Source organism: Psychrobacillus sp. FSL K6-2836, from assembly GCF_038003085.1.
Classification (GTDB): domain Bacteria; phylum Bacillota; class Bacilli; order Bacillales_A; family Planococcaceae; genus Psychrobacillus.
Map to the genome: position 1 here is coordinate 1,896,371 of NZ_JBBOOM010000001.1, position 16,557 is coordinate 1,912,927.

15 protein-coding genes are annotated in these 16,557 nt (G+C 35.4%); 4 read left to right on the forward strand and 11 right to left on the reverse strand.

Translation table 11 applies throughout. The features are described 5' to 3' along the window. The first annotated feature begins 235 nt into the window (after positions 1 to 235). Complete coding sequence (locus MKY37_RS08760) at positions 236 to 1,471, forward strand: mechanosensitive ion channel family protein (RefSeq protein WP_340776050.1); 1,236 nt, start codon at positions 236 to 238, stop codon at positions 1,469 to 1,471. A gap of 294 nt (positions 1,472 to 1,765) precedes the next feature. Here the strand turns inward: MKY37_RS08760 and MKY37_RS08765 are convergent, their stop codons facing one another. The 3 genes from MKY37_RS08765 to MKY37_RS08775 all read right to left on the reverse strand — a co-directional run bounded on the left by MKY37_RS08765 (position 1,766) and on the right by MKY37_RS08775 (position 4,937). Continuing rightward, positions 1,766 to 2,686 carry an iron-hydroxamate ABC transporter substrate-binding protein gene (locus tag MKY37_RS08765; RefSeq protein ID WP_340776055.1) on the reverse strand — a complete coding sequence of 307 codons (921 nt, stop codon included), beginning with the start codon at positions 2,684 to 2,686 and terminating at the stop codon, positions 1,766 to 1,768. A gap of 290 nt (positions 2,687 to 2,976) precedes the next feature. Then, complete coding sequence (locus MKY37_RS08770; protein ID WP_340776057.1) at positions 2,977 to 4,425, reverse strand: PH domain-containing protein; 1,449 nt, start codon at positions 4,423 to 4,425, stop codon at positions 2,977 to 2,979. Beyond that, positions 4,422 to 4,937, reverse strand: a complete 516-nt coding sequence (locus MKY37_RS08775; RefSeq protein WP_340776059.1) for a PH domain-containing protein — start codon at positions 4,935 to 4,937, stop codon at positions 4,422 to 4,424. The genes MKY37_RS08770 and MKY37_RS08775 overlap by 4 nt, the downstream gene beginning before the upstream one ends. Before the next feature lie 146 nt (positions 4,938 to 5,083). Here MKY37_RS08775 and MKY37_RS08780 point away from each other — a divergent pair, with 146 nt between their 5' ends. Together MKY37_RS08780 and MKY37_RS08785 are read left to right on the forward strand one after the other, a co-directional pair. After that, on the forward strand, positions 5,084 to 5,425 hold the full coding sequence (locus MKY37_RS08780) for an ArsR/SmtB family transcription factor (protein ID WP_340776061.1): 342 nt from the start codon (positions 5,084 to 5,086) through the stop codon (positions 5,423 to 5,425). 19 nt (positions 5,426 to 5,444) lie between these two features. Then, positions 5,445 to 5,948, forward strand: a complete 504-nt coding sequence (locus MKY37_RS08785; RefSeq protein ID WP_340776064.1) for an SRPBCC family protein — start codon at positions 5,445 to 5,447, stop codon at positions 5,946 to 5,948. A gap of 178 nt (positions 5,949 to 6,126) precedes the next feature. Here MKY37_RS08785 and MKY37_RS08790 read toward each other — a convergent pair whose 3' ends face one another. From MKY37_RS08790 to MKY37_RS08815, 6 genes are all read right to left on the reverse strand, one after another. Further along, positions 6,127 to 7,389, reverse strand: a complete 1,263-nt coding sequence (locus MKY37_RS08790; protein ID WP_340776066.1) for a PTS ascorbate transporter subunit IIC — start codon at positions 7,387 to 7,389, stop codon at positions 6,127 to 6,129. Between the two features lies 1 nt (position 7,390). Next, positions 7,391 to 7,666, reverse strand: coding sequence for a PTS sugar transporter subunit IIB (locus MKY37_RS08795; RefSeq protein WP_340776069.1), 276 nt, complete (start codon positions 7,664 to 7,666; stop codon positions 7,391 to 7,393). A 55-nt stretch (positions 7,667 to 7,721) separates the two neighbouring features. Further along, a complete protein-coding gene (locus MKY37_RS08800; RefSeq protein WP_340776072.1) occupies positions 7,722 to 9,770 on the reverse strand; it encodes a BglG family transcription antiterminator in 2,049 nt (682 codons plus the stop codon). Positions 9,771 to 10,071: 301 nt separating this feature from the next. Beyond that, complete coding sequence (locus MKY37_RS08805; RefSeq protein WP_340776074.1) at positions 10,072 to 10,983, reverse strand: glycine betaine ABC transporter substrate-binding protein; 912 nt, start codon at positions 10,981 to 10,983, stop codon at positions 10,072 to 10,074. Further along, positions 10,980 to 11,837 (reverse strand): ABC transporter permease, encoded by an 858-nt coding sequence (locus tag MKY37_RS08810; RefSeq protein WP_340776076.1) that lies wholly within the window; start codon positions 11,835 to 11,837, stop codon positions 10,980 to 10,982. The genes MKY37_RS08805 and MKY37_RS08810 overlap by 4 nt, the downstream gene beginning before the upstream one ends. Before the next feature lies 1 nt (position 11,838). Next, a complete protein-coding gene (locus MKY37_RS08815) occupies positions 11,839 to 13,092 on the reverse strand; it encodes a quaternary amine ABC transporter ATP-binding protein (protein WP_340776077.1) in 1,254 nt (417 codons plus the stop codon). Between the two features lie 214 nt (positions 13,093 to 13,306). Here MKY37_RS08815 and MKY37_RS08820 point away from each other — a divergent pair, with 214 nt between their 5' ends. Continuing rightward, positions 13,307 to 13,864, forward strand: a complete 558-nt coding sequence (locus MKY37_RS08820) for a GbsR/MarR family transcriptional regulator (protein WP_340776079.1) — start codon at positions 13,307 to 13,309, stop codon at positions 13,862 to 13,864. Positions 13,865 to 14,217: 353 nt separating this feature from the next. Here the strand turns inward: MKY37_RS08820 and MKY37_RS08825 are convergent, their stop codons facing one another. After that, on the reverse strand, positions 14,218 to 14,835 hold the full coding sequence (locus tag MKY37_RS08825; RefSeq protein WP_340776081.1) for a hypothetical protein: 618 nt from the start codon (positions 14,833 to 14,835) through the stop codon (positions 14,218 to 14,220). A gap of 9 nt (positions 14,836 to 14,844) precedes the next feature. Beyond that, positions 14,845 to 16,029 (reverse strand): ParM/StbA family protein, encoded by a 1,185-nt coding sequence (locus MKY37_RS08830; protein WP_211892642.1) that lies wholly within the window; start codon positions 16,027 to 16,029, stop codon positions 14,845 to 14,847. Positions 16,030 to 16,557 lie beyond the last annotated feature (528 nt).

Sequence of the window (16,557 nt, forward strand, 5' to 3'; positions counted from 1 at the left end):
ATTCTATATTTAATATGAAGTATACTTCCACTATTGATCCGATCTCGATTCCCCTTAGTTATTTCTTCAATCTATCGTTATATTTGTTCATATCTTAGAATTTTCCCTCGCTAAGTGTCGAAGAAAGTGAAGATTAATTTTTTCTGATACAATGGTTATTATCTCATTACACTTGTAACAAATATGAGTAGCACACTATGATACCAACAATAATACATACAATGAGGTGAAATAAATGAATTACATTCATAACCAACTTTTAAAATTTGATATGAACACTACCTTAGCCGGATATCTTTCTATTATTATCATGATTCTTTTAATAATGATTATCTGTATTGTAGCTAATTTTATTACTAAAAAGGTAGTAATCAGGATAATCTCTAAAGTCGTGAAAAAGACTAAATTCCGATGGGATGATATGCTTTTGGAAAGGAAAGTTTTTCATAAGCTATCACATATAGTTCCAGCGATTATTATTTACGCATTTGCTCCCGCCTTTCCAGAATCCTTTCAACAGTTAATTGAAAAGATTGCAATAGCATATTTAATAATTATGGGGTTAGTAATTATCAGTAGCGCTTTAAATGCAATGAATGATATTTATCAAACCTATGAAGTATCTAGGACCAAGCCTATTAAAGGGTATATTCAGGTGGTTAAAATTATTATCATAACGCTTGGGATCATCCTGCTGATCGCAACCCTTATAGGGGAAAGCCCACTTATACTTCTAAGTGGAATTGGTGCTCTCTCCGCCGTATTCATGTTGGTTTTTAGGGATTCATTATTAGGCCTTGTTGCTGGGATTCAGTTGTCGACCAATGATATGGTTCAGGTTGGGGACTGGATTGAAATGCCAAAGTACGGTGCAGACGGAGACATTATTGATATTTCCCTTAATACAGTCAAAGTGCAAAACTTTGATAAAACTATTACAATGATTCCAAGTTATGCTCTAATATCCGATTCTTTTATAAATTGGCGTGGGATGCAAAACTCTGGAGGACGACGGATCAAGCGTTCATTATTTATCGATAAGAACAGTATTACATTTTGTACTGAGGAGATGATCAATAACTTTAAAAATATCCACTATCTTTCGGACTATGTAATCCATAGGGAACGGGAAATTGCGGAATACAATACGAGAAATAAAATTAATCAAAGCAATCCGGTGAATGGTAGAGCTCTTACGAATATTGGTGTATTTAGAGCGTATATTAGTAACTATATTCAACATCATCCTGGAATCAATCAGGAAATGACTTTAATGGTTAGGCAGTTAGCTCCAACCGAGAACGGTTTACCTTTAGAAATATATGCATTTACCAACGATATACAATGGGCAGTGTATGAAACGGTTCAAGCAGATATCTTTGACCATCTTTTCGCCGTAGCACCGGAGTTTGGAATTCACCTTTTCCAGAATCCAACCGGGAATGATTTTAAAAAACTTGCAGATAAATGAAGCACTGCTATTTCCATATTAAGTTGTTAAAAGTTGGACATAAGAGGGTCTTTTTATATAAAAGAGGCTGGGGTAGAAGTTTTATTGGATAAGTAGAAACCTTTACTAAATAATGGATATTTTATAAAATTGATTGAAATGGAGGGCCGACTCCTACGGGAATAGCGTGGAAAGCGTCCCTGGAATGGAAATCAATTTTGTGCACAGCAAAAAAACAGCATGTTTCTCACAGAGAAACATGCTGTTTTGCGGTTCTGTCCCAGCATCTTATAAAAATTCTTTCTTTCCTGCTTACTAATTACTAAGAAATGATTCTTCGAAAATTTCCAGAAGATAATCTAGAGTTATTGGATCACTGTAGGTAGATGCTTTAGTGTTTATTTCATATATATGATTGTCTTTAACGGCAGGTATGTTTTTCCATAACTCCGTGTCCATAAAGGAATTATCAACATCAGGGTTTTTACTTAAAATTACGTAATCTCCAGCAAACTCTGGAAGCATTTCCGAGGAAAAGGTATAGATACCTGATTCAAGCGCTAGTTCCTGTACTTTATTAGGCATTTTCAAGTTCATTGCTTGATACAATATTTCTGTTCCGCGTGCATAATTATTTCCGAATACATAAAACTCTTTATCTCCGCTTTCTATTACAGAAACGGTTGCGTCTTCACCAATTTTTGCTCGAATAGCCTCTCCAGTGGATTCGGCACGCTCTTTAAAATCATTTACCCATTCTATTGCTTCCTTCTCCTTATTTAGGAGTTTTCCAATTTCAATTTGCTGCGTTAAATAGTCCAGTTTCCCCCATGTATAAACTACAGTAGGAGCAATTTCATTTAGTTTATCTATATTTTTCATATAAGATCCAGCTATGATTAGGTCTGGTTCTAGTTCGATGATTTTCTCCAGGTTGTCCTCTGTTACGATTTCTACTCCCCCTAATCTTTCTTCAAAAAGGGGATTCATATTAGTCCATTCATCAATTCCAACGATGTTAGCATCTAAAGCCAAGACATTTGGTCCGTTAGTAAGAGCAATTATTCGTTGTGGGTCTTTAGGAACCTCAACAGGTCCAGTTTCTGATTGGTAAGTAAATGTTTCTGATTCTACCTCTGTCTTAGTTGTATTTTCTTCGTTTTCTGTCTCATTATTTCCACAAGCACTAACAATGAGTACAAACAAAAATAGAATTGGTATAAATAGCTTTTTCAAAGTGATTTTCTCCTTTTGATAAATAGTATGATGAAAACGTTTTTAATTAATAATGATAATCATTTTCAATTAATTCTATAAGTATGCCTATAAATTGTCAATAGTATAATTTTTATTTATTCGGTTGATGATTTTAGAACCTTACACTAATTTGATTAAACTTCCGCTAAACATGACAAAACAGTTGGCGATAGCTCCAAAAAACAAAAAAAGACGACCTATGTGAATAGATCATCTTGGAGTTTATATCCGTGGGCGGTGAAGAAAGTCTCAACTGAAGGAAGTTTTCTTTATTGAACTTCCCTTGTTCTTTTTTTATACCAATTCGCAAATGTGGAAGCAAATTCCTTTGGTATATCCTTTAATACAGATATTTCCGTAGGTTTTGCTCTATTTGAAAATTGAATACTTGCTACATTCATCTTCCGCTGAAGCATACTATTTGTTACTTCAATTTCTTGGATTTTGACACGTCTCGTTACAAAGGAAGAAAGAGTTAAAGCGCCTGTTCTTATTTTTATAAAATCATGCTCCACCTCGTAACGAGTATTTCGGTAATCCATATACCGTGCAATGTAAATAATGATAAATAAAATAAGGGATAAAAATAACCACTCTCGCTTAAAAATAAAAATTCCTAGGCTAATGATAAACCAGATATATGGAGGCCTTATATATCGAACAAAAAGAGCTTTGGGAGGTAATCGATTCTCTTTCTGCGGAATATGAAATTTCGGAAGTAACTTTTCAACTAATTGAGTAGCTTCGTTTACGGATAGATATGGAAATAATGAATTGCTTTCCAATTTCTCTTCCCCTACACCGCCAGCACTCACTAATTTCACTTCAACTAAACCAAACATTCTCTTTAAAATAGATTGTTGAAATTGTATAGCTTGTACTTTATCTTTTGTAATAGAAAAAGAACTCTCCGAAAGTACTCCTTTTTTTATATATATTCGCTCCTCATCTGCAGCTATTTCAAACCTTCCATATTTTAAATAAGTTGTGATTAGAGCTGTAATAATAGAGAGGACAATTGCAACAAGTGATATCGGAATCAGCAACCATAAATGAGTGAGAAAGTAATTAAAAATAGACTCTGCTTCTGATTCGATGTTAATCCAGTCGTTTATACCGAAATAAAGCGAACTAAGCAGCGGTATAAATGCTAGAAATCGAAAAGACGTAAAGGCAGCTTTTATAAGTTCTTTCTTCGTAGGAGTGAAATGTATCGTTTTGTTAGACAAAGTTATGTACTTGTCCACTGTTGTTTCTTCCACATCTTCTTTGCTGTTTTTCGATTGTAAAACTTGATCCTCGATTATTAGTGCATCTATTGTCTTAATAAAAGGAAAGGTAACCGAAGAATCATCCTTACTAGTACCAGTTTCAAGCGTAAGAGCAGTGGACTTAAATATTCGATGTAAAAAAGTAGTTTGCTGCTGAACGTTTTGAATTCGTTTAATCTCAATGTGACGTTGTTTTTTCACGAAAACTCCTTCATGAATATGAACCATAGAATTGGATATGTTGTACCTAAAAGTCCACCAGTTTATAAAGATAGACAATATCTGCACGGTGACAATCAGTAAAAAGATTACTTTAAAAATAAGAATAAAGGTAGATTCAGATTGAGCTTTAAACACGAAAAGAAAGACCGCACCTATCATGTAGTTCTTTATAAGATGAATTAGTCTGTACAAAATAGATAATGGATTCAATCTAGAAAACGTCATTGTTCCTCACCTGCTACATCATCCATGTCCTTCACTTTCGCTAGCCTTGCGATCTTAGCACGTAATTCAAGTGCCTCTTCGGCAGGTATTGCAGGTATTGTGTGGGATGAAGTGACCGTACCTATCCCCAAGTTATACAAACCATATTTACGAAGTAGAGGTCCTTGATGTGTTGAGACAAATTCTATTTTCGACATCGGTATTATAATATGTTTTTGTTCAATTCTTCCGTGTTTAAGTTGAACATGCTCAGTATCCACCTCATATCGCCATGTCTTTTGTAAATAAAAGGGCTCAATAAAAATCGAATACATGGCGGAAAGTGCGGTTAACCCGGTAACGCCTATTAGTATCCAGCCGATCCAAAACTTCCAGTCAAAATAGAAATCTACAAATAGTAAGGCTCCTAGTATTAGGATACCAATACCATGTCCAATAGTATTACTTAGTCTCCAGACTTTTACTGCCTCTTTGGAAATTTTTTTTGTAGGTTCTTCAATAGATAAATACATAACAATAGTTCACCTCTATTTTTTATACGATTAGGGGGAGGAATTGTTTCATTATATTGGAAAATAATATCACTAATCCTTGATTTGTAAATATTAATTTAACCATGTGGTTGAATATCAAGCAATGATCAGTTATATTTAACTACATGGTTAATCAAAATGAAGAAAATCTAAATGACATTTTCCATGCATTGGCAAATGAAACAAGAAGAAATATGGTTCGTATGATGGCTCTGGATGAAAGGACAGTTTCTGAACTGGCTGAACCGTTTGATATGTCCTTGGCTGCAATTTCAAAGCATATAAAAGTTTTGGAAAAGGCAAATTTAGTCGAGAGGATTGTAAATGGAAGAATACACATATGTCGCTTAAAGGCTGAATCATTATCTCAAGCGACAGAATGGCTTCACTTTTACGAGAAATTTTGGAGTAAACGCTTTGATCTTCTTGAAAGTGAGCTAATGAAGGCGAAAAAGAAAGAACATTAAAAGGAAAAGGAGCGATTAAATGAACAATTTATCAACAACGACTTTAACAATGACAAGAATATTCGACGTAGAAGCCGCAAGAGTTTTTGACGCATGGTTGAATCCTGAGATGATGAGAAAATGGTTTTTTACATTGGAAGGGACAAACAAGGTCGCACAAAACAATCCTCAAGTAGGCGGGACTTGGGAAATTGTCGATCATCGAGAGGGTAAAGATTACCGTGCAATTGGGGAATATCTTGAAATAGATCCTCCTCAAAAATTGGTATTTACTTTTAAAATGCCTCAATTCAGTGAATTAGAGGATACGATTACAGTTGAGCTAAAAGAACTTCCACAAGGATGCGAAATGACATTTTCACAACATATTCACGTTGCTCATGAAGAAAATTGGACAGAATCTGATATTGAGAAAGCACTAGGAGAATATCATGATGGAAGTGAACATGGTTGGAATTATATGTTCATGGGGCTGAAGGAATTAGTTGAGACTGGAAAAGTTAGTTATACAGGAGAATCTTAAGTTATCACTAATTTTTTCAACAATATTTTGTAAAGAATAGTGTAAGGTACCTGTGTACAACATCCGAAAATAAGTCATGTACAAACAAAACAGCCATGGACTACTATTGTCCATGGCTGCTTTAATTTTAATTTACACTATAGGTTGATTGCCTACGTTATTATATGGCTACCTGTTATTAATTAAAAAGATTAATAATATACCCAATGATAATACCTACTACACCGAAATCAGAGTCGCCAAACGTTGTGCCTTCAAATCCTAGGGAACCTAAAACTGGCAACAACATTGCTGGTAGGAAACTGATTAAGATTCCTTGTACAAAAGCACCAATTATAGCACCTCTACGTCCACCTACTGCATTACCAAATACTCCAGCGGCTGCTCCACAGAAAAAGTGAGGAACAAGACCTGGTACGATTACTGCCAATCCTGCGAGTGGAAGTAAAAACATACTTAGTAATCCCGCTACGAAACTTGATAAGAATCCAATAATAACTGCATTTGGTGCAAATGGGAATACAATTGGTACGTCTAGTGCAGGTTTTGCATTTGGAACAATTTTGTCTGCAATCCCTTTAAAAGCGGGAACAATTTCAGCGATCAGCATACGAACACCCGCTAAAATGATGAAAACACCAGCAGCAAAAGTAATGGCCTGTAGTAATGAGAATACTAAGAAGTTTGTACCATCACTAAGGTTTTCCTCTATGTATGCAGGACCAACAAATAAAGAAACTACAAGGAACATAATTGTCATTGTTAACGCTAATGCTACAGATGAATCACGTAAGAAACCAAGTGATTTTGGTACTTTAACCTCTTCCGTTGATTTCGTTTTGTCTCCTGTCAATTTCGCAACTTTAGCAGCAACGAAATAACCGAATGAACCGAAATGTCCTACAGCAATGTCATCTGAACCCGTAATTTCTCTTACTGTAGGTTGTAGCATTGCAGGTAGTAGAACCATCAATGCACCTAAAATTAGAGAGCCAAGAATTACAAGAGGAACACTCCCCATCCCTGATGTGGAAAGCACAGCAGCTAGTAAACAAGCCATGAACATAGTGTGATGTCCTGTTAAAAAGATATATTTAAACTTCGTGTATCGTGCTAATACGATATTCACTATCATACCTATTAACATAATCATAGCTGTCTCAGTACCAAAAGCATTTTGTGATAACGCCACAATTGCTTCATTGTTTGGAATAACGCCTTCAATATTAAATGCTTTTTCAAACATTTCTCCGAAGATAGTTAGTGAACCCGTTAATACTGTCGCACCTGCATTAAGGATAAGGAAGCCCATTATCGTTTTTAATGTTCCAGAAACAACATCGGTAATTGCCTTCTTCTGTAAAAGCAAACCAAATAAAGCGAACAACCCTACTAAAATAGCAGGAGTCCCTAAAATATCCTTCATGATAAAATCAAACATACTATTTTTCCCCCAAGATATGAGAAGTTAACTCTTTCTGGATTTCATCTGCACTGACCATATTGATAATACTAATAGTTTTTTTGTTACCATCTTGCAATTGTTCCATAATTTCAGGAGTACCAATATAGTAGTCCGCTACTTCTGTCTTTGCACTCGCTAAGTCCATATTCTTGCATTCACCGTCTATATTCAATACTTTTAGTGCCTTATTTACATTCATCGACAATATAAAACTCGTACCTAAACCGTTTCCACATACTGCTAAAATTTTCATTTTTACTTCCTCCTATTAATAGTTAGTTTCGATTGTATTTTTCATTTTTGTAAGCTTATAGTTCAGAAAACTCTACAACTAAGTTTAGAATATCTTCTTTTTTCTCAGCCTTCTTTAAAAGTTCTAGTTTTTCGGGATCACTCAACAAGGTAGTCAATTGAGCCAAAGCTTTTAAATGTGTTTGGTTATCAATAGCAGCTAAACAAATGAATATTTCCACTTTGTTTTGCTCTTCACCTAACAAGTAAGTAGGTTCTGATAGTTTCAACAAGCTCATCCCTAATTTTTTCACGCCGAACTCCGGGCGTGCATGAGGAATCGCAACTTGTTCGCCAATGATAATATATGGCCCCATCGTTTCTACGTTCTCAATCATGACCTCTACATACTGATTTGTAATGGAATCATTTGATAATAAAGGTTCCGCTACCTTCTTAATAGCATTTTTCCAATCACCTATTTCATGCATAAACTGAATATTTTCTTCGATTAATAAATCTTTTAACACTGGTTGTTTCCTCCCTATATTCAAGTGATCGTTTTTAAACAATGCCTGCTGCAATGCGCTTTTTAACTGCTCAGGTTGTTTGATATCCGCATACTGACGGATAATTCTTATTAATTCATCTGAAGTTGGATTATGGTATGACTGTTGGAGCGTAAGCCCTTCTACTGTTTGTACTAGTTCCTTCTTTTCCATTTCACTCATAATTGCTCTAATTATAAATAATGGTTTTCTTGTTTTCAGTACAACAGTGGAAAATACAAGATCATACTCTGTATCTTCAAGATGTTGAAAGTCATAGGATGAAAACGATGAAGTCCACTTAAATTGTGGAAAAAGTGATCTTAATTGATTTTCCAACATTAAACTAGAACTAACCCCATTTGGGCATACGATTAAAGCTCTATATACTTTCTCCGAGCTTTCACTATCTAGTTCAAGTAATCCACCAAAATGGAGGGTTAGGAAGCCAATCTCATCTTCTGGTATCTTAATATTTAACATTTCTTCAATCGGTTTGAGTACTTCTTTTACAACAATAAACAAGTCTCTATGCTCTTCCTTAATATCATCAAGCAATACATTTGTAATTGGTATTTTAAAGAGCATACGGTAGTAAGCTGGCTTGAAATGTAAATATAGTGTTTCCATTGCCTTGTTTCTATCTAATAATTGAATACATGCATACCGTTCAAAGTTAACAATGATTTGTTCCGTAATAGCAAACAGTGCATCAGTCCTTACAGGGCTAACCTCCCCTTGGCATATGCCGAGGAGTTGAATTGTCAAAAATGCAACCTCTTCCCGATTAGTTGTATGTCCCAAGCGCTGTTGTATCAATGTAGATACCAAGAAAGCCTGTTGATTTTCCAAAAAACTCACTGTATCCGGAAAAATTTGCACCCGTTTTTGTTGTTGTTGGCGAATATGGATCATTTGAAGCAAATAGATAAATTCATCCAACCTGTCTTCTGTGAACGCAAATGAATATTGCTGTTCAAAATCCTTCAATACTTGTTGGTAGTTATCGTACTGATTCTGCAATTGTTGCTGCTGAAATATAAATGTAAATTTCTCATGAGCATATGATTTAATCTTTAACATGGAAATCGCCTTAAGCATTAAGTTTCGTTTATCCTCTTCCGTCCCTTTTAAATGATATCCGTGTTCCCGTGAATAGCGTACTTCAACACGGAAATCCACACAAAACTTATTAACTCGCTTCACATCTGAACTGACTGTATTCTTACTAACGCCAAACAAATGTTGAAAGTGAAAATTGGAAAGAGGTTCATGTCGGATGAAGGTATATAATAGGAATATGATTACACGCTCTACCTGCTCAAAAGAAAATTGATTTGCTACAAAGCCTGCTCCATTTCCCTTCCAATAATCGACAACCTCTTGTTCTATCAAGATTCGGTCGCCCAAAATTCTAATGGGAGGTATCCCCATGTCGAATAAGAAGCTATTAACTTTTTCTACATCATATTGAAACTGACGTTCAGTTAAGTTTATCTTGTCGATAAAAGAGGATTGTTGCGCCGGTTGCAATTTCATCAATTGATAAAAAGTATTCAGGCTTCGTTTCTCCAACATCACTAGCTCCCCCTCACATAAATTATAACGGAAATCGCTTTCACTTAAGATGACTATTGGTCACAAAAGTTGCTTTCAATTTCTTACTACATTGGTATGTACATTATTATATCAATTGAACACAGTAAATCTCTGCCAGAAGCCTAGGACCACGTGATATAGATTTTACCTCATGTAAGAAACAAACATGACAATATAAACATGCATGTTTGGTTGAATTAACCTGAATGTTCAACACAGGGACAAATCGAAAAAACCCCAGAACAAGTTTTACTTGCTCCAGGGGTTTCGTTTATATTTATTATTTTTTCAAATCTTCAATAGATGTGATGTCCATATATGCTGGAACAACTAAGCCAATTTTCACACCTGTCATGCTTGTGCCAAGGTCTTCAAATTTACCATCGAATTTTTCAGCATACGTAGCATGTGTTAATGGTAACCATCCAGCAAGAGATGCGTCTGCACTACCGTCTGCAATGGCTGTCCACATTGGACCTGCTTCCACTTGAAGCATTGTTACGTCATATCCTAGGCCCGCTAATACTATGCTCATAACGTTTGTACTGGCAATTTCACTATCCCATGCCACGTATGCAAGTTTGATTTTGTCGCCGTCGACTTTTTCAATACCATCCGTCCATGCTGCAACTTTCTCGGGATTTGAATCTACCCAAGCTTGTGCAGCTACTTCTGGTTTTTCACCGTCTTTAATAGCAATCATAACTTCACCCATATCATCCTCTGACCAGTTGAAATTGGAAAGGACTTGATGAGCTTCTGGCATTTCTTCTTGTAATCCAGTACGACCAATCGTGTGAATTTCTTCTTCCCCACCATATGAACCTTTTGGATCTTCAAGATATTTCAAATCATATTCAGCAAATTTCCAGTGAGGAGTCCAACCTGTTACGACAATTGGCTCTTCCGAATCATATGCTTTCTTTAAAGATGCTGTCATTGCAGCACTTGAACCACTTACAAGGTCCCACTCATCTAATTCATAATCTGTAATAGCTCGTTCTGTTGCTTCCATAATTCCAGCTCCAGGATCGATGCCCGTAATTTTGTAGTTAAGTGACTCTCCAACTGAACTTGTATTTGATTCCTTAGATGTTGAATCATTTGTCTCTTCTGTATCACCACATGCTGCTAACCCCAATGAAAGTAATGCAACTGCTCCAAGACCTGTTATTTTTTTTGCTAATGTCATAATGTATTTCCCCCTAGTTTTTTCTTTCTATTTCCAGCGTATTGTGTGATTCTATCCAAAATTATAGCTACGATTACGATAGATAGTCCCGTTTCTACGCCAACTCCAGTTTTCAATTGAGTAACAGAGCGGTAAACCTCTTCACCAAGCCCTGGTGCTCCTACCATCGAAGCAATTACTACCATCGATAGAGATAACATAATACTTTGGTTCACTCCAGCCATAATAGTGGGTTTCGCTAGTGGAATTTGTACTTTAAACAACCGCTGCCACGTCGTTGAACCAAATGCTTCTGTTGCTTCTATTAGATCTTTTGGTACTTGCTGAATCCCTAACATCGTTAAACGAATTGTAGGAGGCATAGCAAAAATTACCGATGCTACAACTCCCGGTACAACGCCAATGTTGAAAAAGAAAATCGCTGGTATTAAATATACAAACGCAGGCATTGTTTGCATTAAATCCAATATTGGATTTACTACCTTTCGAACACCCGCTTTTTGTGAACTAAGAATCCCTATAGGAATACCAATCACTAACGCGAAGATAACCGAAGTCAATACTAGCGTTAACATTTGAAGCATCGGATACCAATATCCTAAATAATCGATGAATAGTAGACCAATTAGAGAAAAGAAAGCGATCTTTCTCGTAGAAATTAGCCCAGCTATTAAAGCAAAGATGAAAGCTAGTAATATAGAAGGAACCATGTCCAATATATCTACTGAGCCTTCTACTACACCTTCTAATACATCAGCAAATCCGTCTAGGCCATTCCCAAACGTATCTACTAACCAATCAACTCCAGTGTCAATCCAATCTGCAAAAGGGAGGCGAGGTAATAGTTCATCCATCTTAAACCACCTCCGTAATCGGTTGCTCTTCGGAATCCATCGTTCCATCTTTATTTATAAATTCATTATCACCAGATAATGCACCGATAAGTGCACCACGTATAATAATCCCTTGCAGCTTTTGTTCCTCATTGATAACTGCCACAGGAATGCTTGCGGTTGATACTACATCAAATAACTCCGTGAGAACCGTATCCGGTGAGATCATCGGAAGGTCGGAAATAATGACATCATTTAGCGACTTCTCTGATTCGATTGCTTCTACAGTATCCTGTGCTGTTACAGCTCCTAATAAGCGATTCGCATTATCTACTACATATATAGAAGAAATACCTAATTGTTTCATCAATCGAAGTGCTACTCGAGGACCGCGGTCAACTTTTACCGTATCGGCTTTTTTCATGATATGACCAGCAGTTAGTACTTTGGATAAGTCGACATCTTCCACGAATCGTTCAACATATTCGTTGGATGGGCTCATCAGAATTTCCTCAGGTGACCCAATTTGAACGATTTCTCCGTCCTTCATCAGTGCTATACGATCACCAATGCGAAGAGCTTCATCTAAATCATGTGTGATAAAAATTATAGTTTTTTGCATATCATGATGAAGCTGAAGTAACTCGTTTTGCATATCTTTTCGAATAAGGGGATCTAATGCACTAAACGCTTCATCCATAAGTAATATATCCGGATTATTTGCCAGAGCTCTAGCAAGTCCAACACGCTGTTGCATACCTCCACTTAGTTGTTTAGGATACTGATCCTCATATCCAGCAAGACCAACAAGTCTTAATGATTCTATTGCTTTTTCGTTTCGTTCTTTTTTAGAAACCCCTTGGATTTCTAAGCCATACTCAGTATTTTCTACGATTGTTTTATGCGGAAAGAGGGCAAAGTTTTGAAATACCATTCCAATTTTCTTCCGTCTTACATCGCGAAGCTGTTCTTTATTCATCTGAACGATGTCCTTACCATCCAGTAATATTTGTCCCATCGTTGGATCTATTAATCTATTTAACAGTCTAACTAATGTAGATTTACCACTTCCGGATAAACCCATTATGACGAAAATTTCACCTTCATTAACATCGAATGACACTTGTTTTACACCAACCGTTGCACCAGTTGCTTGCAAAATTTCACTTTTAGATTTGCCATCTTTCAGCAACTGTATAGCACGCCCACTACTTTTACCAAAAATCTTCGTAGTGTCTTTTACTACTATTTTTTTATTAATATATTCCTCACTCATGTCTTCACTCCTTACCGTCCGAAACACACGAACCCTATTCATTATAGAGTGAACTTCATAAATTTTCAACAGTTTAAACTAAATTAATTGTTTGTACAGTAAAAACTGTACAATAAATATTTAAAAAAATTGCTTTTTGGGTAAGGATATAATACATTTAAATTTAGTTAGCTGGATTATGTGAACAAGGCTAATTTCAGTGGAGGGAACGTATATGGAGGACCATGAAAAAATAGATAAAGCACGGGAGAGAATTATAGAGACAATTGCCCAAAACATACATTTATACGGCTTGGTGCCTTCTGCAGGTAGACAATTCGGAACAATGTTTTTTCAAAATGAACCATTAACATTAGATGATATGACAGAAAAACTAGGCATGAGTAAAACAAGTATGAGCACTTCTGTCCGAGCGCTATCCGAACTTAAGTTAGTCGAACGTGCCTGGAAAAAAGGAGTCCGTAAAGATTTATATAAAGTGACAGATGATTGGCACCAAAGCTTCATCGATTTGTTTTCTATTAAATGGCAAAGATCAGTCACACTGCATACGGCGGCAATTAAAAAGTCACTGGCAGAACTTGAAGAATTATTACAGAATCCGGTCCTAAGTGAAGAATTACGTGAAGAGGTTCAAATAGATATTGATAAGCTAAAATACATGAAAGACTACTACAACTGGCTAGAACGCCTCATAGATGCTTTTGAAGACCAACGAATTTTCGATTTAGTTCCTAAGTTTGAGGGTTCTAACGAAAATACTAAAAACTAAGAAAAAACCCCAAAACAGCTGCACTTTTTACAGTGCATACTATTTTGGGGTTTTGTGTCCCTGTGTATAAAACAAACATGAAAATTTAAACATTCATGTTTTTTGAATTAACGTGTTATTTTACAGATGTAGCTGGGAAATAACGACTTTTTAATCTAGTAGATGTTAACTCTAAAACGCACTAGACAATGATCCTTTGAATAAACGTGAAAGATTATAATTTCTAAACTCCAATAAACTAATAACCCCAATCATCAATTGATAATTGGGATTTAATCGTTTACTTGTGTAAGAAACAAACATGAAAAATGTTAGTTAATAAATTGGAATTACTACTACATATTCTACAACTACTATTTATTCATTCTCGAAAGAAAATCTCCAAGTAAATCATCTAAACTCTCAGTTTCGACATTCTCCTCTAAATCTTCTGCTGTTGCTGCATGCTCATGTTTTACTTGATCCCAGTCAAAGTTCATCAAATCATCTTCAAGTTCGTCACCAAGAAACTCTTGTTGATTTTCTACAGATTCAGTTGAAATGTTAGTGTTAGTATTTACATTCAACTCTTCTTCTACTTTTTCTGTTGGCTCAACTTGTAAATGTAGGGCTTGGTCAATATCTAAGGCATTACTGTTAAGAGAGGCAAGAATAGACATCGCACGGACAGGATCTGATAACAATTGATAGACAATATTCCCTAGCATAGCTTCTGAGTGTGCATGTTTGAGCCAGTTACGCTGTTCCTTGCTTAACTGTTTCGGCATAGGAATAGTGACAGTTTCTCTATCCTTAGATAAGGAGGTACTTACCCCCTCCAAAACAAACTCCGCTATTTTACTTGAAAAGTTTCTTCTTTCAGTCTCTTTTAACTTTTGCATTTGCTTTATAATATGATCAGGAGTGTCAGAAGGGAGACGAAAAGTAATTGCTTGCCCCCTTTGAATACCAGAATTCCTTGATTTTTCCACGAAATCACCCTATTTTTCTACTTTTTGTTTCGTTGCTTCATTGCTTTTTATATCTTTCTTATTCTTTCTAACAAAATCAGAGATTAATTTGTGATAAGCATTTGCCATCATCCAAATGCTCTCTTTTTCATCTTCAAAGAATTCGATATTATAGCCATTTAAGTTGTTATTTAGTGTTTTAATATATTCTTTTAATACGATTGCTCCACCGCCTACAAAATAGCAGATCTCTGTTTGCGAATTTTTTTGCCAAACATTACGTAAATGGCGATATTCTTTCTTCGCTAAGTCTAGAAGAATTCTATCGGTAATATCATGAACGCTTGTACGGCTACCATTAACCATAATATGATTACGATCATTTTTTCTGGTGATAATATCTACAACATCTCTTCGGCTATCTAATTCTACACCATGTTTTAATCTAATTTCTTCTCGAATGGACTCTAGTGCCTCAGAAACACCTAAATTGAATCCCTGTGCTTTATCGTCATCTACATTACGATTCTTAATGACCGCAACATCAGTTGAAAGGCCACCAATATCTTGAATTAGGATACTTTTGTCTACTAAATCTCTATTAATAATGTTTAAATCATTATCCATTACTAAGTTAATATATGCTGCAAATCCTTCAGGATATATCTTAACTTCATCGAACTTAATATTTACTTTTAACCCTTGGTATTTAGGGGTTACTAAAAATTCAACTTGGTGAACAGATCCTAATAGCTGCGAGCGATAGCCTACATCTTTTCCTTCTTTAACTTCACGAAGTGGTAGACCAGTTCCTAGCGTATAGTTAGCATCAATTACATTATTATTCTTTTTAAAAACTTCTGCGTTTTCTCCTCTAACTGCATCTAAAGCTAAAGTAGCAAATAACATAACTAATGTTTGATCTTCCTCTGATTTGTTGCTACCAGGGTCTAATTCAGTTGCATTATCACTTTTAGTTGCTAAGCTACCAACACGGTAAATTACATTGTTTTCGTTTAGGGCAGGGGAGTGTACTTTAATATGAATCCCTTCAATTGGATCTTTATCATTCAATTCCTCTATACCTATAACCGGTCTGTCCTCTGTTGATACTGCTATTACATTAGGAATATTTAGTTCATAATCTAACTTTCCAAATAAAGCTTTAACTGAGTCGTTTCCTACATCGATTGCACAAATTCTTGAAGTGTTCATCAAATCATCCCTTCATACATATGTTCTATCATTTTCAGATTATCTCACTGGCAAAGCTCGGTCAATCCACCAAAAGTTGTACTCAAATTGTAAACGCTACACTTAATTTTGTTTACACATTACGCAATTACGTATACACGTAAACAAAATTGTGTACATCCTTTTATATCAACATGTACACATTTTTGTAGACTTGTTTACCAATTTGTATACATTAAGTTTTCTTTTTGTATACTTGTATACTTTTTTGAATACATCGATTTTTAATAAAAAGAAAAGGCTTGTTTATCCTTTTTCATGTTGCTTTTACAACAATATAACTATTTAATATAACGGTAACTATAACCCATTTAGAGGATATCAAATTAAAATTTGTTACTTATTTCTTACTATAAGCATTTAAAGGGACTTTCTAGACTTTGTTGCCGACTATGACCTCTTTGTATTAGGCTTTAAAAATAAACAACTTAGAATGGCGTATTTAAAGTGAAATTAGTGGGATCATTGAAACTCATGACTATATTTTTT